The 19,126-nt window shown below is 70.3% G+C and carries 18 protein-coding genes and 2 tRNA genes; 18 read left to right on the top strand and 2 right to left on the bottom strand.

Features of this window, described 5'->3' with window-relative positions; translation table 11 throughout:
* Positions 1 to 51: 51 nt before the first annotated feature.
* Positions 52 to 1,467 (bottom strand): polysaccharide pyruvyl transferase family protein, encoded by a 1,416-nt coding sequence (locus tag ACGF2Y_RS06960; protein WP_392943641.1) that lies wholly within the window; start codon positions 1,465 to 1,467, stop codon positions 52 to 54.
* Positions 1,468 to 1,763: 296 nt separating this feature from the next.
* Between ACGF2Y_RS06960 and proB the strand changes: the two genes are divergently transcribed.
* From proB to ACGF2Y_RS06935, 5 genes are all read left to right on the top strand, one after another.
* Positions 1,764 to 2,882: a glutamate 5-kinase gene (gene proB, locus ACGF2Y_RS06955; protein ID WP_392943639.1), complete on the top strand. Its 1,119-nt coding sequence runs from the start codon at positions 1,764 to 1,766 to the stop codon at positions 2,880 to 2,882.
* 128 nt (positions 2,883 to 3,010) lie between these two features.
* Positions 3,011 to 3,502: a hypothetical protein gene (locus ACGF2Y_RS06950; RefSeq protein ID WP_392943638.1), complete on the top strand. Its 492-nt coding sequence runs from the start codon at positions 3,011 to 3,013 to the stop codon at positions 3,500 to 3,502.
* 123 nt (positions 3,503 to 3,625) lie between these two features.
* On the top strand, positions 3,626 to 4,909 hold the full coding sequence (locus ACGF2Y_RS06945) for a glutamate-5-semialdehyde dehydrogenase (RefSeq protein WP_392943637.1): 1,284 nt from the start codon (positions 3,626 to 3,628) through the stop codon (positions 4,907 to 4,909).
* Between the two features lie 148 nt (positions 4,910 to 5,057).
* A complete protein-coding gene (locus ACGF2Y_RS06940) occupies positions 5,058 to 5,642 on the top strand; it encodes a hypothetical protein (protein ID WP_392943636.1) in 585 nt (194 codons plus the stop codon).
* Positions 5,643 to 5,848: 206 nt separating this feature from the next.
* Entirely contained in the window at positions 5,849 to 6,994 is a 1,146-nt protein-coding gene (locus ACGF2Y_RS06935) for a hypothetical protein (protein WP_392943635.1), read from the top strand.
* Here the strand turns inward: ACGF2Y_RS06935 and ACGF2Y_RS06930 are convergent.
* On the bottom strand, positions 6,909 to 8,069 hold the full coding sequence (locus ACGF2Y_RS06930; protein WP_392943634.1) for a M48 family metallopeptidase: 1,161 nt from the start codon (positions 8,067 to 8,069) through the stop codon (positions 6,909 to 6,911). The genes ACGF2Y_RS06935 and ACGF2Y_RS06930 overlap by 86 nt on opposite strands.
* 110 nt (positions 8,070 to 8,179) lie before the next feature.
* On the opposite strand from ACGF2Y_RS06930, the gene ACGF2Y_RS06925 reads away from it, so the two are divergent.
* The 13 genes from ACGF2Y_RS06925 (at position 8,180) to ACGF2Y_RS06865 (ending at position 18,785) form a co-directional block, all read left to right on the top strand.
* A complete protein-coding gene (locus ACGF2Y_RS06925; protein WP_392943633.1) occupies positions 8,180 to 8,332 on the top strand; it encodes a hypothetical protein in 153 nt (50 codons plus the stop codon).
* Between the two features lie 84 nt (positions 8,333 to 8,416).
* A complete protein-coding gene (locus ACGF2Y_RS06920) occupies positions 8,417 to 8,578 on the top strand; it encodes a hypothetical protein (protein ID WP_392943632.1) in 162 nt (53 codons plus the stop codon).
* Positions 8,579 to 8,615: 37 nt separating this feature from the next.
* Complete coding sequence (gene nadD, locus ACGF2Y_RS06915; protein ID WP_392943631.1) at positions 8,616 to 9,233, top strand: nicotinate-nucleotide adenylyltransferase; 618 nt, start codon at positions 8,616 to 8,618, stop codon at positions 9,231 to 9,233.
* Between the two features lie 19 nt (positions 9,234 to 9,252).
* On the top strand, positions 9,253 to 11,073 hold the full coding sequence (locus ACGF2Y_RS06910; protein ID WP_392943630.1) for an LCP family protein: 1,821 nt from the start codon (positions 9,253 to 9,255) through the stop codon (positions 11,071 to 11,073).
* Positions 11,074 to 11,284: 211 nt separating this feature from the next.
* Positions 11,285 to 11,716: a ribosome silencing factor gene (rsfS, locus tag ACGF2Y_RS06905; RefSeq protein WP_050360133.1), complete on the top strand. Its 432-nt coding sequence runs from the start codon at positions 11,285 to 11,287 to the stop codon at positions 11,714 to 11,716.
* Positions 11,713 to 12,366, top strand: a complete 654-nt coding sequence (locus ACGF2Y_RS06900) for a histidine phosphatase family protein (RefSeq protein ID WP_392943702.1) — start codon at positions 11,713 to 11,715, stop codon at positions 12,364 to 12,366. Before rsfS ends, ACGF2Y_RS06900 begins: the two co-directional genes overlap by 4 nt.
* 149 nt (positions 12,367 to 12,515) lie before the next feature.
* Positions 12,516 to 12,588: transfer RNA gene (locus ACGF2Y_RS06895), tRNA-Ala, on the top strand.
* A gap of 132 nt (positions 12,589 to 12,720) precedes the next feature.
* Positions 12,721 to 12,909: a hypothetical protein gene (locus ACGF2Y_RS06890; RefSeq protein ID WP_392943629.1), complete on the top strand. Its 189-nt coding sequence runs from the start codon at positions 12,721 to 12,723 to the stop codon at positions 12,907 to 12,909.
* Between the two features lie 3 nt (positions 12,910 to 12,912).
* Complete coding sequence (locus ACGF2Y_RS06885) at positions 12,913 to 13,146, top strand: hypothetical protein (protein WP_003969224.1); 234 nt, start codon at positions 12,913 to 12,915, stop codon at positions 13,144 to 13,146.
* Positions 13,147 to 13,278: 132 nt separating this feature from the next.
* Positions 13,279 to 13,351: transfer RNA gene (locus ACGF2Y_RS06880), tRNA-Ala, on the top strand.
* A 642-nt stretch (positions 13,352 to 13,993) separates the two neighbouring features.
* The gene (gene leuS, locus ACGF2Y_RS06875; RefSeq protein ID WP_392943628.1) at positions 13,994 to 16,867 is read left to right on the top strand and encodes a leucine--tRNA ligase; all 2,874 of its coding nucleotides are present in this window, start codon (positions 13,994 to 13,996) and stop codon (positions 16,865 to 16,867) included.
* A 178-nt stretch (positions 16,868 to 17,045) separates the two neighbouring features.
* Positions 17,046 to 17,783, top strand: a complete 738-nt coding sequence (locus ACGF2Y_RS06870) for a hypothetical protein (RefSeq protein WP_392943627.1) — start codon at positions 17,046 to 17,048, stop codon at positions 17,781 to 17,783.
* A gap of 156 nt (positions 17,784 to 17,939) precedes the next feature.
* A complete protein-coding gene (locus tag ACGF2Y_RS06865) occupies positions 17,940 to 18,785 on the top strand; it encodes a DegV family protein (protein WP_392943626.1) in 846 nt (281 codons plus the stop codon).
* Positions 18,786 to 19,126: the final 341 nt, after the last annotated feature.

Genomic DNA, 19,126 nt, shown 5'->3' with positions numbered 1-19,126 from the left:
CCATGGTGGACTTGCCCCGGGTCGAGGGCTGGGGCGCTTCGGTCTTTCCTGTTACTCAGGGCGCAGTAGCTTTCTGACCGGGCGTCCCACCACACGAAGGGTCCGTCGGTAGGCCGACGACCGGACGGCGGTTCCATGACTCGTCTGCACCGTGACCGGGGTGGTCTTCTTGGCGAGCTGCTTGCGAAGCCGGGCGTTCTGTGCGGACAGGTCCTCCATCTGGCTCTGCAGCCAGCCGAAGCGGCCGCTCAGCGTCTCCGGGTCGCTGTCGGTCCATGGACGGATGGCGGGCGGGAGCGTGAGTTCGGCCAGCTGCGCCTCGAACGCGGCGCCGGCGTCGCCGTGCGTGAAGGTGTTCTCCAGGCCGTTGTTTTCCATGAACCCAGTGAAGCGGAGGAAGCGTTCCTTGTGTCCGTTCACCAGCTCACCGAAGTCGGCCGCCTCGTAGAGCTCGGCGGGATCGATGTTCTTGGGGACCTCGGAGATCTTGCGGTGCGGGATTCCGAAATACCGGCACAGCTCCAGCGTTCGGGAATCGCTGCAGAGAACCGTGCTCGGGACACCGGCCAGCAACGCCGCGATGTTGCCGTGGATGCGAGAGCCGAAGGAGAAGTCGAATTCGCCCAGCTCGCTGATCCACGTGGCCGGGTCGACGTAGAGCCGGACCTTGCCCTCGCGGTACATCGGGTGCGACGGGTGCGTCGGCATCGAGGTCTGGGTGCCTGCGGCGTTCGAAGTTCTGCGCCAGTGCAGCAGCTCCGCCTCAAGAAGGTTCTGTCCGACGAACCTGAGGTTCGGATAACGCTGATGGGCCTGCCGGATGATGGCGTCGAGCCCGTACGAGCGAACGGCGCTGTGTGCTCCGTTCACCGAGATGAGGGACTCAGGGGTGAGCGACTCCACGCCCTTCTCGACGGTGAACGTCTCACCGTGCATGAACATGGAGGGGCAACCGATGACCTCGACGTCCCGGAACCCCAGGCCCTTGAGATACTCCTCCGTGCATTCGCCCCGCACGCCGATGGAGGTGCTGCGGTCCAGGACCGCGGTGACGAATCGCTTGACCGTCGACTCCATCGGCTTCAGCCGCGTCGTGTCGTACGCCAGATTGGCTTGGGCCCCGACGCCCAGGACGACGACGGGGATCCGCAGCTTCTCGATCAGCTGGGTCAGCCGTGCCAACGGCCGCTCGAACGTGGGACGAAAGGCGTTGGCCAGGGGCACGACGAAGACGTCGTACTCCTCGTTGATGCGCTCGGCCTCGGACGGGATCGTCCTGATCCCGTTGGAGACCACTTCCACCCGCGGGGTCGTGAGGATCTTGTGCGACGCGTCGCTGAAGATCAGGTTTCCGGCATTCGTCGCGAAGACGTCTTTATGGAGGGACTGTTCGAGGGAGTTCACTTCGAAGGGGCTTTTGCCCGACCTGAGCAGTATGCGTCTTTTTCGGGTTGGTTCATCAGTCACACGTAAAGCGTAGCTTGATGAACCACAGCCGAGGATTTCGTGAACGGCTCGTCCCTCGGCCCGCCGGGAACGGGGTCGTGACGGCCTGGGCGTCTCGCAGGGCGGGGTGCCGGACATCGCCCGTGGCCGTGGCCGCGGACGTTGAGACGAACCGCCGACTGCCGGGCCGCCTCGCGTATGGTGGGCGCCCGATCAGGGCGACGTGATGAGGACGGGCGTACGTGTCAGGGGCAAGTGAATCCGCAGGCGTACTCCGCACGCGTTTGGACGGTGACGGCGCGGGGCCCAGGCCCGGGGTGACCGACGCCCGCAGGGTCGTCGTCAAGGTCGGCTCCTCCTCGCTCACCACGGCCTCCGGCGGCCTCGACGCCGACCGGGTCGACGCCCTCGTCGACGTCCTGGCCAAGGTCAGGGACGGCGGCGAACGCGAGGTCGTCCTCGTCTCCAGCGGAGCCATCGCCGCCGGACTCGCCCCGCTCGGCCTCGTCCGCAGGCCCAAGGACCTGGCCCGCCAGCAGGCCGCCGCCAGCGTCGGCCAGGGCCTTCTCGTGGCCCGCTACACCGCCTCGTTCGCGCGCTACGGCGTCCGCGTCGGCCAGGTGCTCCTCACCGCCGACGACACCAGCCGCCGCAGCCACTACCGCAACGCCTACAGCACCCTGGACAAGCTCCTGGAGATGGGCGCCGTCCCCGTCGTCAACGAGAACGACACCGTCGCCACCGACGAGATCCGCTTCGGCGACAACGACCGGCTCGCCGCCCTCGTCGCCCACCTCGTCCACGCCGACCTGCTCGTCCTGCTCTCCGACGTGGACGGCCTCTACGACGGACCGCCCGGCACCCCCGGCACCTCCCGGATCGCCGAGGTCACCGGCCCCGAGGACCTGACGGGCGTCACCATCGGCAGCGCAGGGAAGGCGGGTGTGGGCACCGGCGGCATGGTCACCAAGGTCGAGGCCGCCCGCATCGCCACCGCCGCCGGCGTCCCCGTCGTCCTCACCTCCGCCGGCCGGGTCGCCGACGCCCTGGCGGGCCGCGACACCGGCACGTACTTCCACCGCACCGGCCGCCGCTCCGCCGACCGGCTCCTGTGGCTGGCCCACGCCTCCACCCCGCGGGGCGCGCTCACCCTCGACGACGGCGCCGTACGGGCCGTGGTGGAGCGGCGCACCTCACTGCTGCCCGCCGGAATCTCCGCCGTCGAGGGCGAGTTCAGCGCCGGCGACCCCGTCGAACTGCGCGATCCGCACGGCACCCCGATCGCCCGCGGACTCGTCAACTTCGACGCGAAGGAGATCCCCCAGCTGCTCGGCCGCTCCACCCGGGATCTGGCCCGTGAACTGGGGCCCGCCTACGAGCGCGAGGTCGTACACAGGGACGATCTGGTCCTCCTCGCGCCGCGCCTCACTCCCTGAAACGGCTGAAAGTGCCGTCTTCCAGCGGGGACCTTCCCCAAAACCACCACACGCCCGGCTGTGGACTGGTCCACTTTGTCGTGGGGAAACAGGGGTACCGGACAGCAACACATCACAGGAGGCCGCCGGTGAGACGAGCGCGCCCGGGGGCGCCGCCCCGAGGCACGGCCAACCGCGCCCTGACGAGTGTCGGAGCGGGGGCGGATTTCGACCGGAATCCACTGCCTGCGGACACCGTCGAACGGGAGCCGGTCACGACGGCGAAGGAGGAGTCCTCGCAGTCCAAGCTCTGGCACATCACGCTCAGCGTGTCGGGCGCCGAGACTCCGCTGGGTGAGGTCAGACGTGGCCTGGAACAGCTCGCGCACGACCATCCCTTCCTGCTGACCAGCCGCTACGCGGGCGACCACGCGGAGATCCGCTACTGGGAAGAGGCCCGCGATCTGCACGACGCGGCCGCGGTCGCGCTGCGGCTGTGGGGCGAGCACCGTTCCAGCGCCCGGCTCCCGCCCTGGGAGATCGTCGGCCTCGAAGTCATCGACCGCGAGACCTACCACCTGAGAATCGCCGAGGGTTACGGACCACCGCCCGCGGCCCCCGTGGGCGTGCACCCCTACTGACCTCGGGTGATCCAGTGACGCCCGCCCCTCGGGGCGATCCGGGGGCGTCCGCCCCTCGGGGCGGACGTCTCGCATCACGGGATGCGTGACGGATGCCCGCGGAGCGCGCATTACTCTGCGGGCATGACCACGCTCTCGCCCTACGACAACCTCTCCCCGGTCGCGCAGACCGCCTACCGGGCCCGTGCCGCCGCCGCCGACATCGCGCCACTTCCGCGCGCGGCCAAGGACGACGCGCTGCTGGCCATCGCCGACGCCCTCGAAGTGCGCACGAGCGAGCTCGTCGAGGCCAACGCGCAGGACGTCGAGCGCGCCCGCGAGGCCGGGACGAGCGAAGGCATCATCGACCGCCTCACCCTCACCCCGGAACGCATCCGCGCCATCGCCGCCGACGTACGGGACGTGGCCGCGCTGCCCGACCCGGTCGGCGAGGTGCTGCGCGGCTCGACCCTGCCCAACGGCATCGACCTCCGCCAGGTGCGGGTCCCGCTCGGCGTGGTCGGCATCATCTACGAGGCCCGGCCCAACGTCACCGTCGACGCGGCAGCCCTCTGCCTGAAGTCCGGCAACGCGGTCCTGCTGCGCGGCTCCTCCTCCGCCTACGCCTCCAACACCGCGCTCGTCCGGGTCCTGCGCGACGCGGTCGGCGGCTCCGGCCTGCCGGCCGACGCGGTGCAGCTCGTCCCGGGCGAGAGCCGTGACTCCGTGACGGAACTGATGCGGGCCCGCGGCCTGGTCGACGTCCTCATCCCGCGCGGGGGCGCCTCGCTGATCCGTACGGTCGTCGAGCAGTCCACCGTCCCGGTCATCGAGACGGGCACCGGCAACTGCCACGTCTACGTCGACGCGCAGACGGACCTGGCCATGGCGGTCGACATCCTGGTCAACTCCAAGGCCCAGCGCCCCAGCGTCTGCAACGCGGCCGAGACCCTGCTCGTCCACAAGGACGTGGCGGACGCCTTCCTGCCGCTCGCCCTGAACGCGCTGGCCGAGGCCGGGGTCACCGTCCACGGCGACGAGCGGGTGCTCGCCCACGCCGGGTCCACCAAGGCCACCGTGGTCCCGGCGACGACGGAGGACTGGGAGACCGAGTACCTCTCCTACGACATCGCCGCGGCGGTCGTCGACTCCCTGGACGCGGCGGTCGCCCACATCCGGCTCTGGTCCTCCGGCCACACCGAGGCGATCGTCACCACCTCGCAGGCCGCCGCCCGCCGGTTCACCCAACTGGTCGATTCGACGACGGTCGCCGTGAACGCCTCCACCCGCTTCACGGACGGCGGGCAGTTCGGCTTCGGCGCCGAGATCGGCATCTCCACGCAGAAGCTCCACGCCCGCGGTCCGATGGGCCTGCCCGAGCTGACCTCGACGAAGTACATCGTCACGGGGGACGGGCACATCCGCTAGACCCGCCTGGATCCGTCTCGGCCCCTCCGGTCGGCTCCTCCGGTCGGCCCCTCCCGCCAGGAGGGGCCGACCGCATGTTCGCCCGCCTCGATCCGGGGAGTTCGCGGGGTCCCTGCCCAAAAGGTCCCGACGGGGCTACGCTGAATGCGTGCCGGACGACGTGGGGGGCAAGCCGTTCCCGGACGGCGGGGAGCCCGACGACGACCGCGGTGGCGCGGACGAGGACTTCGCCTCCGTGGTGTTCGACGAGGACTTCGTCCGGTCGGCGCCCGTCCATGAGCCCACCGCCGTGGAGCGCCTGCTCGCCGCCGCCGAGGCCCGCGCCGAGGCCGACGCGGCCCGCGCCCGCCGGAGCCGTCGCGCCGACGACGGATACGGACCCTCCGGCCGCACCCGCGGTTGCCACGACCCCCACGACCTCGACTACGACCCGGACCACGGCGTCGGGGACGACGACCGGGCCCCGGGGCCCTACGGACGCCACGGCGGCTCCCTGCGCCCCTACCGCAACTCCGCCCGCTGGCACCGGCCGGTCGCCTGGCTGCTGGCTCTGGTGATGGGCGTCGGCATGGTCTCCCTCGCCTTCACCGCGGTCTACCGGGGCGGCTCGGACAACCGCCGGGACCCGGTGCCGCCGCCCGCCACCAGCGGCGTGGACAAGCCGGGGACCGCCCCGTCAACCTCCGCGGACCGCTCCCGCCCCGCGGTCTCCGCCGAGCCCAGGGTGCCCTGAGCCCACCCCCTCACGTCACCCGTTCGCCGATGGTCGCCCCGGCCACCCCGCAGTTCCCGCGGTCTCCGCGTTTACGCAGGCCGCCATCGACCTACCCTGAAGATGTGACCCCTCGTTCCCAGGGGGGCTTCTCGCTGCCAACGCCGCTCGGCCGAAGCAGACCGTTGCGCACCGAACCGACCGGCGCGGAGACCGGGAGAGAAGTCATGACAGGCCGCTCAGAACCGCCGGACGGCCCGCCCGAGAACCCCGAGGGCGGCGAGGACGAATACCGCTCGCTCGTCTTCGACGAATCGTTCGTCCAGGCTGCCCGGATGCAGGAGTACTCGGCGCGGGAACGGATGGGTGAGCACGCCCGCGCCGTCCGCGCACTGCCCGAGGCGCGGGTGTCCGCCCGCAGCGGCGGCTCCCGGGCCGCCATAGCCCTGGTCGTCCTCATCGCCCTGGCCTTCGCCGCTGCCGTCTACATCGGATTCCGGAGCCCGTACCCCCAACCGGCCATCCGACGCGCCGAACTCCTGCGGACCACTGTCGTCCCCCTGGCCCCCCGGGGCGCGGTCCCGGGCGGGTCACCCGAGCAGCTGTACCGGGCCGAGCCGCTCTCCGGATTCCGCACGGGCGCGGCAGGCATCAACTTCCCCACCGTGGAGCGCACGCAGAACTTCTCCGACAGCCAGATCACCGCCGCTCTCGCCACGGTCAAGGACTACCTGGTGGAGTCGTCCCTGAACCCCGACGTCCTCACCGGCTCCGTACGCCGGCCCGTCGAGCACCTCCTCGACCCGGACCAGCGCGCCCAGTTCGAACGGAGCCTGAGCAACCCGGCGGACGACGGGAGCCACGCCGCCACCGGCTGGCTGGTGCGCTTCGACCCGGAGCGCGTGGAACTCGCGGACCCACAGATCCGGGTCCAGGGCACCCTCCGCTACGAGGAGGAAGCCGCGGGCGTCCTCGGCGTCATCTCGGACCACACCTTCACCTATGCCCTGCGCCCGACGGACGGGCCCCACCGGGAGGACGGAGCGTCCCTGTTCACCGTGCGGCGCGAGCTGCACTTCCGCTTCGACCGGGAGGACCTGCGACTGCACCGACTGGAGGTGCGCACCGCCTACGTCCAGGCAGGGCCGCAGTCCTGCTCGGCCGACGCGACCGGGATGCTCCGCCCGCTCCTCGCCGGGGAGCGGGCGGACGCCCGCGGACCCGCCGCCACCGACCCGTACGCCACGGGCCGACCCACGGCGGCGCTGTGCGGGACCCTGGCGGCCGTCAGCTCCCCGACGACGGCCCCGACGTCCCCGGGCTCCCCTCCTCGGGGCCCTGAGGCCGACCGGACGGCCCGTCCCCGTCCGTAGCGGAGCCGTCGGACGGATTCCGCGCCCCGCCCTTCGCACCCCCGGCTCCGGATCCGGCCCCGGTGAACTTGTCGCGCAGCTTGCCGCCCAGGTCCCCCGCGCCGCCGGCGATGTCGCCCACGAGCTTCATCAGCGGGTCCTTGCTGGTGCGCACGGTGTCCGCGTAGTGCGAGGCGGACTCCCGGAACGAGTCGGTCACCGAGGTGTCCTTGTCCTCGTCGCGCCGCGGGTAGTGGCCGTCCATGATCCGCTGGAAGTCGCGGGTCTCCGACCACTTCTTCAGCTCGGCGGCCCGCACGGTGGTGAACGGGTGGGTCCGGGGCAGCACGTTGAGGATCTTGAGGACGGAGTCGCGGAGGTCGCCGCTCTTCTCGTACTCGTCGGCCTGGGCGAGGAAGGCGTCCACGTTCATCTCGTGGAGGTGATTGCCGCCGGCGATCTTCATCAGGCCGCGCATGGAAGCCGTGATGTCCTGGCCGACCAGCAGCCCGGCCCGGTCCGCGGACAGCTCCGACTTGCGGAACCACTCGCGCAGCGCCGTCACTATCGCCATGATCGCCACGTTGCCCAGCGGGATCCAGGCGACCTTCACGGCGAGGCTGGTCAGGAAGAGCAGTATCGTCCGGTACACCGAGTGGCCGGAGAGCGCGTGGCCCACCTCGTGGCCCACCACCGCCCGCATCTCCTCCTCGTCGAGCAGCTCGACCAGGCCGGTGGTGACCACGATGATCGGCTCGTCGAGCCCGATGCACATGGCGTTGGGCTGCGGGTCCTGCCTCACGTACATCGGCGGGACCTTCTCCAGGTCCAGGATGTGACACGCGTCCCGCAGCATGTCGTTGAGGTGGACGAACTGCGCGTCGCTCACCCGGACGGAGTCGGAGAGGAAGAGCAGCCGCAGGCTGCGCTCCGGGAGCAGCCCGCTGAGCGCCTTGAACACGGTGTCGAACCCGGTCAGCCTGCGCAGGGCCACCAGGGCCGAGCGGTCGGCGGGGTGCTCGTAGGCCCGGGAGGAGATCCCGGGGAATCGCCGGCGCTGCCTGCTCGGCACGTTCTCGTGACTGCTGTCGGTCATGGAAGGCCCCCTGTTCGTACGAGACGTTGCTCGTCCCCCGGACAAAACCCAGCGTATGCGCTGGCGCTACGGTGTGCGGGGGGCTGTGGATAACTTTGAGGAGCGCCCGAATGCCGCACACCGCCGCACTGCTCGTCGCCGCGTCCGAGGAGCAGGGGCCGGGCGACACCCTTCGGATCGTGCTGCTGGTCTCGATCCTCGGAGCAGTGCTGCTCGCCTGGCTCCTGCTGCGTGGTTACCGCAACGACGACAACAACGACTGAGTCGCCGTGAGCGTGCCCGGAGCTCCCGCATACGATGTGACCGACGTCTTCCTTCCGACTCACGATCGATAGGTCCTGCCGAAGATGAGCCTCACGAGCACCGCACACCAGCTGGTCACTCTCGCCTCCGAGGGCGGCGAGGGCGGTAATCACGAAAGCCTCAACCCCTACCTCATCGGCGTCGGGGCCTTCCTCGCGCTGATGTTCCTGCTGTGGGTCACCACCCGCTTCAACCGCGACCGCTGAGTCGGGGCGTACAACTGTGCCAGTAGGCTCTGCACGCATGGGAGAGCAGGAAGTGCCTACCGGCCCCGACAAGCGCCGTATCGGCGTGATGGGCGGGACATTCGACCCGATCCACCATGGACACCTGGTGGCGGCCAGTGAAGTGGCCGCCCAGTTCCATCTCGACGAGGTCGTCTTCGTCCCGACCGGGCAGCCGTGGCAGAAGAGCCACAAGAAGGTCTCCCCGGCCGAGGACCGCTATCTGATGACGGTCATCGCCACCGCGTCCAACCCGCAGTTCTCCGTCAGCCGCAGTGACATCGACCGTGGCGGACCGACGTACACCATCGATACGCTGCGGGACCTGCGCGAGGTACACGGCGAGGCGGACCTCTTCTTCATCACCGGCGCCGACGCGTTGTCCCAGATCCTCACCTGGCGCGACGCGGAGGAGCTGTTCTCGCTCTCCCACTTCATCGGTGTGACCCGCCCGGGTCACGTGCTCACGGACGACGGGCTGCCCGAGGGCGGCGTCTCCCTCGTGGAGGTGCCCGCGCTGGCGATCTCGTCCACGGACTGCCGTGAGAGGGTCGCGCAGGGGGAGCCGGTCTGGTATCTGGTGCCGGACGGAGTGGTCCGCTACATCGACAAGCGCCAGCTGTACCGCGGCGAATGAGCCACGGAAAGGGGCACCGGTGAACGACCGACAGAACCCGTACGACCCGTACTACCAAGAGCCGCAGATCGTCGGCTACGACGCGTACGGGCAGCCGGTCTACCAGCAGCAGGGCCACCAGCAGTACGACCAGCAGTACGAACAGCAGGGTCAGCAGAGTCAGGGTTACGACCCGTACGCCGCCCAGCCGGGTCAGGGACACCAGGCCCAGGACGCCGGCTACGGCTACGGCTACGACGCGTACGGCAACCCCCAGCAGCAGCCCCAGAGTTACGACCCCTACGCCGGTCAGTACCAGGGCCAGGCACCCCGGACGCAGCAGGGCCGGAGTGCCGACCAGGAGTACGGCTACGGCTCCTCCACCGACTACGGCTACGCCACCGGGCAGCAGCCCGCCGCGGTCGACACCGGACAGTACTGGGGCGTCCCGCAGCAGGGCGCGGCCCCCGCACCGGAACAGGCCCCGCAGCAGGCTCCCGCCCAGCAGCCCCAGCAGCCCCAGCAGCCCCAGCAGCCCCAGCAGTCACCGGAGGCAGCGGAGGCGGGGTCGGAGCCGGCGCTTCCGGGGCAGCGCAAGCCCGAGCCCGACTACCGCACCGAGCAGTTCTCGTTCATCGAGGAGCCCGACGAGGACTCCGAAGACGTCATCGACTGGCTGAAGTTCACCGAGAGCCGCAGTGAGCGGCGCGAGGAGGCGCGGCGCAAGGGCCGCAACCGTATGGTCGCCCTGATCGTGGTCGCCGCACTCGTCGTCGTCGGCGGGGCCGGCTACCTCTGGTCCGCCGACATGATCCCGGGCCTGTCCGGATCGGACGAGAAGAAGGCCGTGGCCGCCGGCGCCCAGCAGCGCGACGTGATCGTGGTGCACCTGCACGACACGAAGAAGGGCGGCACCTCGACGGCGCTGCTCGTCGACAACGCCACCACCAAGCAGGGCACCACCGTCCTGCTGCCCAACTCCCTCGCCGTCGCCTCCGACGACGGGACCACCACCACGCTCGGCAAGTCCGTCGAGGACGACGGCAGGACCGGTACCAGGGAGTCGATCGACACCCTCCTGGGCACCCGGATCACCGGCACCTGGCGGCTGGACACCCCGTACCTGGAGAACCTCGTCGAGCTGGTCGGCAACATCGAGGTCGACACCGACACCGAGGTGCCCGACGCGAAGAAGGGCGCCTCGCCCCTGGTGAACAAGGGTGAGGGCCAGACGCTCAGCGGTCCGACGGCCGTCGCGTACGCCACGTACCGCGCGCCGGGCGAGCCCGAGGCCAAGCAGCTGACGCGGTTCGGCGAGGTCATGCGGGCCACCCTGCGCAAGATCTCCGAGGACCCCGAGGCCGCGACCGTCACCATCGAGACGCTGCTCCAGGTCCTCGACCCGTCGCTGCCCGAGAAGGACCTCGGCGCCTCGCTCGCCAAGCTGGCCTCGCGTGCCAAGGTCGGCGACTACAGGACGGCCCTGCTGCCGGTCCAGGAGGACGGCACGCTCACCGAGGCGGACACCCGCGGCGTGGTCAAGGACATCCTCGGCGGCACGGTGAAGGCTCCCGAGGCGGGCGCTCCGCTCCGGGTCGCCGTCCGTAACGCCACCGGGAACGAGAAGGCCGCGGAAGCCGCCCGGGTCCAGCTGGTCAACGGCGGTTACGCCTTCGTGGACAGCGGCGAGGCAGGGTCCGAGGCGTCGTCCGTCGTGCTCTACCGGTCCGCCGAGGACAAGGAGAAAGCCGTCGAGGTGGCCAAGACCCTGGGTCTTTCCGCAGGCGGTGTGAAGAAGGGCGAGCCGGCCGCCAACGCCGACGTGTCCGCGGTCCTCGGTCAGGACTACGAGGTCCAGTAGCCCGCCGGCCCGCTCGGGGGCTCCGGTCGACGCTCCGGCATCGGCCGGTGACCCCGAGCGGGCCGGCCGGTGACCGCGTGAAAGCCGGTCGGCGACTGCCGTGAAGCCCGGTCGGCAGCCGCCCGAAGCCCGGCGGTGAAACGCAGTAGGGCTCTGTCGGCGGTCCGTGAGACCCTGGAGGTTGCATCCGACCGCCGACGAAAGCCTGCATGTGACCGCCACGGACCGCTCCATCGAGCTCATCAACGCCGCCGCTCAGGCGGCCGCCGACCGGCTCGCGCACGACATCATCGCCTACGACGTCAGCGATGTGCTGTCGATCACCGACGCCTTCCTGCTGGCCTCGGCTCCCAACGACCGTCAGGTCAAGTCGATCGTCGACGAGATCGAGGAGCAGCTCCAGAAGGAGCTCGGCGTCAAGCCGGTGCGCCGCGAGGGCGACCGCGACGCCCGCTGGATCCTCCTCGACTACGTCGACATCGTCATCCATGTCCAGCACAGCGAGGAGCGCGTCTTCTACGCGCTGGAGCGCCTGTGGAAGGACTGCCCGGAGATCGCCCTTCCCGAGGACGCGATCAAGACCCGTGGCAAGGCCGAGGAGCACGCACAGCTCAACGGCGGCACGGAAGGTGACCAGAGCTGAACGGCAGCAGCAGCGGCAGGGGCCGCAGGATCGTCCTCTGGCGGCACGGCCAGACGGCGTGGAACCTGGAACGCCGCTTCCAGGGCTCCACGGACATCGAGCTCACCGAGGCCGGCGTCGGGCAGGCACGCCGTGCCGCCCGGCTGCTCGCCTCGCTGAAGCCGGACGCCATCGTGGCCTCCGACCTGCGGCGGGCGGCGGCCACGGCTGCCGAGCTGTCCGCCGTCAGCGGTCTGACCGTCGCCCACGACGCCGCACTCCGTGAGACGTACGCGGGCTCCTGGCAGGGGCTGACCCACCAGGAGATCGTCGCGAGGTTCGGCGAGCAGTACGCGGCATGGAAGCGCGGTGAGCCCGTGCGCCGGGGCGGCGGCGAGCTGGAGACCGAGGTCGCCGACCGGGCGGCCCCGGTCGTTCTGGAGCACACCGACAAGCTTCCGGAGAACGGCTCGCTCGTCGTGGTCAGCCACGGCGGCACGATCAGGACGACGATCGGCCGGCTGCTGGGCCTGGAGGCGCACCACTGGGAAGGGCTCGGCGGGCTGTCCAACTGCTGCTGGTCCGTCCTCGGGGAGGGTGCGCGCGGCTGGCGTCTGCTGGAACACAACGCCGGCACGCTCCCGGAGCCGGTGCTCGGCGACGACGACTAGCCGACGGAGCCGATGGACCGGACGCCGTTGAGGGGCCGTTCGCGGGCCGTCTCCGGGCGGCCCCGGGCCGGATTTCACTTTCCGGCAGGTCGCAGGCTAAAGTTCTTCTTGTTCGCAGCGCGGAAACGCAGAGAAACACAGCGAACAGCGGGGCTATAGCTCAGTTGGTAGAGCGCCTGCATGGCATGCAGGAGGTCAGGAGTTCAATTCTCCTTAGCTCCACAATCAGGATCCCGTCCCCGTCAGGGGGCGGGATCTTCTGCATAGGGCGCATCGGGCGGGCTGACCCCCTTGCGGGGTCATGGCAGAATCGGAACGCCGGAGGGGGCGATGTACCGATCGGGAGGGAGCGCGATGCCTGCGAGTCGCGAACACGTCCCCGACCAGCCTCTTGTCGCCGCCTCGCGCCCCGGCCCCGTACCGTTCGAAGATCGATCCCGTCTCGGCTGTCCGTCCTGTGGTTCGTCCCATGTGGCCCAGGTTCTGGGTGACAACGGAGGGGTCTCCTACGTGTGCACGGCCTGCGGCCACAGCTGGAGCTGACTGATGGGTGCACACAGGCGTAAGTGCGACTGGTGCGGCAGTGGTACGCCCATCGTCAGGGACATGGACCCGGTCAACGCGGAGTACCAGTACTGGTGCGAGGAATGCGCGCGGGCGCTGATCATAAAAGGCGACCCCATCGAGACCTACCGGGAGCTGGAGGGGGAGCCGATCTACGGACGGCTCCTGGAGGAGCACTGCACCCTCAAGCGCTTCTACTCCTTCGCGACCGCCTGACCTGCGGCCGGCGACCCACCGTCCGGGATGATTCGGGCATATCGGCGTGGGCCGGAAGTGATTTGGTGAAGCACCGGGGTGACCGTGTAATGTTCTCGATGTCGCCAAGGGAAACCGGGCGGCGCACAGCGAGGGGCTATAGCTCAGTTGGTAGAGCGCCTGCATGGCATGCAGGAGGTCAGGAGTTCAATTCTCCTTAGCTCCACAAGATCGGAAGCGAAGAAGCGGGCCACCCGGATCGGGTGGCCCGCTTCTTTTATCCGGATCGGCTCGGTCCGGGTCGGCTCCGGCGGGGCCCGGCGCGCCTGCGGCCGGGAGGGGGAGGCCGTGCATCACGACCACCCAGGTGGCGGGCGTACGCCCCGCGTACGGGCCGTGGATCAGCGCGGGGCACCAGGCCGGGTATGCCGGCGCGTGCAGCGCGCGCCACCGGCCCGCGATTCCGCCCGTGTGCCGGGGGCCCGGCGCCCGCCCGGAGCCGGGCGGCCTTGGGGGAGGGTGCGCGAAAGGCGCCGCGAAGAGCGCCGGTCGCGGTCGTGAGGGCCATCAGCAGTCCCGCCAGTGAGTCGAACCCGATCAGTACGTAACGTTTCGACTGCGGAGAGTGGTTAATGGAGGCGAGGTTCTAGCTCGCGCGCGCGTTGTCCGCCCTCCGGCTGCTCCCCGCTCCCTTCCGGGCCCGTGCGGTACCCTGACGCCATGCGTGCCGTACGCCTTCTGCTTAGCGGGCCGCGCTGAACAGCCCCGACCGGTGAGAACACCTGGTCGGAGTCAGCGCGGCGTCCCCTCCTGTGCGAGGGGATTTTTCGTTTCCCGGCAGATGACGATCGATGGAGCTTTGAGGATCATGAGCGAGACGAATTCCGCAGTCGAGACGGCTGCGCCGCACCGCTACACGGCGGCGATGGCCGCCGACATCGAGGCACGCTGGCAGGACTTCTGGGACGCCGAGGGGACGTACGAGGCGCCGAACCCGACCGGTGACCTGGCGGGCGACCCGGAGCTGGCCGCCAAGCCGAAGAAGTTCATCATGGACATGTTCCCGTACCCCTCGGGTGCGGGCCTGCACGTCGGACACCCGCTGGGCTACATCGCCACCGATGTCTACGCCCGCCACCAGCGGATGACCGGCCACAACGTGCTGCACACGCTGGGCTTCGACGCCTTCGGCCTGCCCGCCGAGCAGTACGCCGTCCAGACCGGCACCCACCCCCGGGTCTCCACCGAGGCCAACATGGAGAACATGAAGGCCCAGCTGCGCCGGCTGGGTCTGGGCCACGACAACCGCCGCTCCTTCGCGACGATCGAGGCCGAGTACTACAAGTGGACGCAGTGGATCTTCCTGCAGATCTTCAACTCCTGGTACGACACCGAGGCCGACCGGGCCCGCCCGATCGCCGAGCTGGTCGAGCAGTTCGAGAACGGCACGCGCGCGACGCCCGACGGCCGTGAGTGGAGCGCGCTGAGCGCCACCGAGCGCGCCGACCTGCTGAGCCAGTACCGCCTGGCGTACGCCTCCGACGCCCCGGTGAACTGGTCGCCCGGTCTGGGCACCGTCCTGGCCAACGAGGAGGTCACCGCCGACGGCCGCTCCGAGCGCGGCAACTTCCCCGTCTTCAAGGCCAAGCTGCGCCAGTGGAACATGCGCATCACCTCCTACGCCGACCGGCTGCTGAACGATCTGGACGGGCTGGACTGGCCCGAGGCCATCAAGCTGCAGCAGCGCAACTGGATCGGACGCTCCGAGGGCGCCCGGGTCGAGTTCCCGGTGGACACCGCGGGCGGTATCACCGTCTTCACCACCCGCCAGGACACCCTGTTCGGCGCGACGTACATGGTGCTGGCGCCCGAGCACGACATGGTCGAGCGGATCATCCCGGCCGCCTGGCCCGAGGGCACCCACCCGGTGTGGACCGGCGGCCACGCGACCCCGGCCGATGCCGTCACCGCGTACCGCAAGCAGGCCGCCGCCAAGTCCGACGTCGAGCGGCAGGCCGAGGCCAAGGACAAGACCGGCGTCTTCACCGGCGCGTACGCGACCAACCCGGTCAGCGGCGAGAAGGTCCCCGTCTTCATCGCCGACTACGTCCTGATGGGCTACGGCACCGGCGCGATCATGGCCGTACCGGCGCACGACGCGCGCGACTTCGCCTTCGCGCGCGCCTTCGAGCTGCCGATGCGCTGTGTCGTCCAGCCGTCGGACGACCGCGGAACCGACCCCTCCACGTGGGACGACGCGTTCAGCTCGTACGACGCGAAGCTGGTCGGCTCCGCGAACGAGGAGATCTCGCTGGACGGCCTGGGTGTCGTCGAGGCCAAGGTGAGGATCACCGACTGGCTGAAGGAACACGGCGTCGGCGAGGGCACCGTCAACTTCCGGCTGCGCGACTGGCTGTTCAGCCGGCAGCGCTACTGGGGCGAGCCCTTCCCGATCGTGTACGACGAGGACGGCATCGCCCACCCGCTGCCCGAGTCGATGCTGCCGCTGGAGCTGCCCGAGGTCGAGGACTACTCCCCGCGCACCTTCGACCCGGACGATGCGACCGCACAGCCCGAGACCCCGCTGTCGCGCAACGCCGACTGGGTCAACGTCACGCTGGACCTGGGCGACGGGGCCGGCCCGCGGAGCTACCGCCGCGAGACCAACACCATGCCCAACTGGGCCGGTTCCTGCTGGTACGAGCTGCGTTACCTGGACCCGACCAACGACCGGCAGCTGGTCGACCCGTCGATCGAGCAGTACTGGATGGGCCCACGCGAGGGACAGCCCACCGGTGGCGTCGACCTGTACGTCGGCGGCGCCGAGCATGCCGTACTGCACCTGCTGTACGCGCGCTTCTGGTCCAAGGTGCTGCACGACCTGGGCCACATCTCCTCCGCCGAGCCGTTCCACAAGCTGTACAACCAGGGCATGATCCAGGCCTTCGTCTACCGCGACAGCCGGGGCATCGCCGTCCCCGCCGCCGAGGTGGAGGAGCGCGACGGCGCGTTCTACTACGAGGGCGAAAAGGTCAGCCGCGTCCTGGGCAAGATGGGCAAGTCCCTGAAGAACGCGGTCACGCCGGACGAGATCTGCGCGGAGTACGGCGCGGACACCCTGCGCCTGTACGAGATGGCGATGGGCCCCCTGGACGTATCGCGCCCCTGGGACACCCGGGCCGTGGTCGGCCAGTACCGGCTGCTGCAGCGCCTGTGGCGCAACGTGGTCGACGAGGAGACCGGTGAGATCACCGTCGTCGACACGGAGCCCGGCGAGGACACGCTGCGCGCCCTGCACAAGGCCATCGACGGGGTCGGCCAGGACATGGCGGGGATGCGGTTCAACACGGCCATCGCCAAGGTCACCGAGCTGAACAACCACCTGACGAAGGCCGGCGGTCCGCTGTCGCGCTCGGTCGCCGAGCGGCTGGTCCTGCTGATCGCCCCGCTGGCCCCGCACATCGCGGAGGAGCTGTGGCGACGGCTGGGCCACACCGAGTCGGTCGTCCACCAGGACTTCCCGGTGGCGGACCCGGCGTACGTCGTGGACGAGACCGTCACCTGCGTCGTCCAGGTCAAGGGCAAGGTCCGGGCCCGCCTGGAGATCTCGCCCTCCATCACCGACGAGGAGCTGGAGACGCTGGCCCTGGCCGACGAGGCGGTCGTCGCGGCGCTGGGCGGGGCAGGGATCCGGAAGGTGATCGTGCGCGCGCCGAAGCTGGTGAACATCGTCCCCGCGTGACGGTGGCTGTGTGACGGCCGTTGCGTGACAGTGGCCGGGTGACGTTCTCTCTGCGCGATGAGGGCCATCCCCTACGGGCAGGTTGGGGGTTCCGAAGGAACCCTCGGCCTGCCCGTTCCGTTTACGGTGGAGGGGGCGACCGGTATCGGCGGCCGCATCGAGACATCGAGGGGCATTCATGGAAGCCGCGATCACGATCCTGGCGTTGCTCTTGGTCGCGTTCGTCGCGCTGGGTGTCTACGCGACCGTGAAGGCCGTCGGCGCGGCCAAGCGCGGCGTGGACCGCACGATCACCCAGGCCCGTCGCACCGTGGAGGACACCACGCTCCGGGCCAAGAGCTTCGGGCAGACGGGCGTCGCGGGCGAGCTCGCACAGCTCCGGCTCGCGCTGCGCACCTCGATGCGGGCCACCCAGGACGCCCTGCACGCGGGAGTCGCCGAGGACGCGTCCCTGGCGGAGTCGGTGGCGCTGTTCCGGAGGCTGAGCGAGCACGGTCTTGAGCTGGACGACGAGCTGAAGAGGCTGGAGCGCGAGCCGGACCGGGCGACGGTCGCGGGCCTGCTGCCCAGGCTGAAGGAACGCACACAGCGGATCACGCACTCGGCGGAATCGCTTCGCTGGGCGGCGCGGGACCGGGCGCGGCAGTTCGCCGACGACGACCTGGACGCGCTGAACGCGCAGATCGACATCGAGGCCGGCGCGCTGCGGCACTGGACCGTGGACGAGCAGGCGCAGACATCCGGCGCGGGTGCCGCCGCCACGACGGGCCCCTCGGCCGGGAACAGCAGCACGGCGGAGGAGGCCTGGGCCGGACCGGCCCGCGAGGAGAGCCCGCAGGCGATCACCGCAGCGGACCCGCGGCTGCGCACGACCCACCCCTGGCAGAAGTCGACCCGGCCCGAAACGACGAACTGACGCACGCACGCCGGCTCCGGTATGCGTACGACCCGACCGAATGCGTTCCGAAGCGGCCGAGAATGACGTTCCGAATCGGATCCGAAGCGGCGATGAATGATCAGAGGGTCGGGGCCGGGCTGCCGCACTCCCACCACGCCAGGTAACCTCCGGCTCATGTCCCGCCATGTCGCTATCGTCACCGATTCAACGGCCTACCTGCCGCGCCCGACGATGGAACGGCACGGCATCACCGCGGTGCCGCTGACCGTCGTCCTGGGCGACCAGGCGCTGGAGGAGGGCACGGAGATCTCGGCCCGCTCGCTCGCCCTGGCTCTGCAGAAACGCCACTCCGTCACCACGTCCCGCCCCAGCCCCGAGGTCTTCGCCGCGGCCTACCGGACGGCGGCCGACGGCGGGGCGGACGCGGTGGTGTCGCTGCACCTGTCGTCGGAGTTCTCGGGCACGTACGACGCCGCGCTGCTCGCGGCGCAGGACGCACCCGTCCCGGTACGGGTGGTGGACACCGGCATGGTCGCCATGGCCCTGGGGTTCTGCGCTCTCGCGGCGGCGGAGACCGCCGAGGCGGGCGGCAGCCTGGACGAAGTGGTGACGGCCGCGGAGAAGCGGGCCGCAGGCACCTCGGCGTATTTCTATGTCGACACTCTCGACTATCTGCGCCGGGGCGGTCGCATCGGCACGGCACAGGCCCTGCTGGGATCCGCGCTGGCGGTGAAGCCGATCCTGGAGCTCGACGGGGGACGGATCGAGATGCTGGAGAAGGTGCGGACGGCGTCCAAGGCCATTGCGCGACTGGAGGAGATCGTCGCCGAGCGGGCGGGTGCTGCCCCGGTGGACATCGCCGTCCACCACCTCGCCGCCCCGGAGCGCGCGGAGCGCCTGGCAGAGCGGCTGCGTGAACGCGTCCCCGGTCTGGTCGACCTCCATGTCAGCGAGGTCGGCGCGGTGATCGGGGCGCACACGGGGCCGGGGCTGCTCGGCGCGGTGATCTCGCTGCGGTGAGCGTGGTGTGCGTGGTGTGCGTGGTGTGCGCGGTGCGGAATTTCACTCCGTGGAGTGGCCGAGTTGTCCACAACTGCCGGACTGTCCACAGGAATCGATGCTGCTCAGCGGGTTCCGGCGGATGTGCCTAACGTCGTGAGGCATGGCCCTTCGATCTTCTCGGGCGTCGGCTCCCGATGCCCTCTCCACTTCCGTCCCGCCCGTCCCGTCCTCCGATTCGCCGTCCACATCCACATCCACATCCACGCTTCCGCCTCCGCCCGACGCGTGGCCGGGGCGGACGCCTGCACGGGTGCGGCACGGTTCCGGCATCCGCCCGGGTGGCCGGGCGGGGACGGGTC

This window comes from Streptomyces sp. NPDC048142, assembly GCF_043202835.1.
Classification (GTDB): Bacteria; Actinomycetota; Actinomycetes; order Streptomycetales; family Streptomycetaceae; genus Streptomyces.
The sequence above is the reverse complement of the archived record's forward strand: the minus strand, read 5'-3'. Positions and strand labels throughout refer to the sequence as shown.

Excerpts from the sequence above, each read along its gene's own strand:
- ACGF2Y_RS06865 (WP_392943626.1), top strand. The coding sequence starts at position 17,940 with ATGTCCCGCCATGTCGCTATCGTCACCGATTCAACGGCCTACCTGCCG.
- ACGF2Y_RS06945 (WP_392943637.1), top strand. The coding sequence starts at position 3,626 with ATGACCACGCTCTCGCCCTACGACAACCTCTCCCCGGTCGCGCAGACC.
- ACGF2Y_RS06870 (WP_392943627.1), top strand. The coding sequence starts at position 17,046 with ATGGAAGCCGCGATCACGATCCTGGCGTTGCTCTTGGTCGCGTTCGTC.
- nadD (WP_392943631.1), top strand. The coding sequence starts at position 8,616 with ATGGGAGAGCAGGAAGTGCCTACCGGCCCCGACAAGCGCCGTATCGGC.
- ACGF2Y_RS06890 (WP_392943629.1), top strand. The coding sequence starts at position 12,721 with ATGCCTGCGAGTCGCGAACACGTCCCCGACCAGCCTCTTGTCGCCGCC.
- ACGF2Y_RS06930 (WP_392943634.1), bottom strand. The coding sequence starts at position 8,069 with ATGACCGACAGCAGTCACGAGAACGTGCCGAGCAGGCAGCGCCGGCGA.
- ACGF2Y_RS06885 (WP_003969224.1), top strand. The coding sequence starts at position 12,913 with ATGGGTGCACACAGGCGTAAGTGCGACTGGTGCGGCAGTGGTACGCCC.
- ACGF2Y_RS06935 (WP_392943635.1), top strand. The coding sequence starts at position 5,849 with ATGACAGGCCGCTCAGAACCGCCGGACGGCCCGCCCGAGAACCCCGAG.
- ACGF2Y_RS06920 (WP_392943632.1), top strand. The coding sequence starts at position 8,417 with ATGAGCCTCACGAGCACCGCACACCAGCTGGTCACTCTCGCCTCCGAG.
- leuS (WP_392943628.1), top strand. The coding sequence starts at position 13,994 with ATGAGCGAGACGAATTCCGCAGTCGAGACGGCTGCGCCGCACCGCTAC.
- ACGF2Y_RS06925 (WP_392943633.1), top strand. The coding sequence starts at position 8,180 with ATGCCGCACACCGCCGCACTGCTCGTCGCCGCGTCCGAGGAGCAGGGG.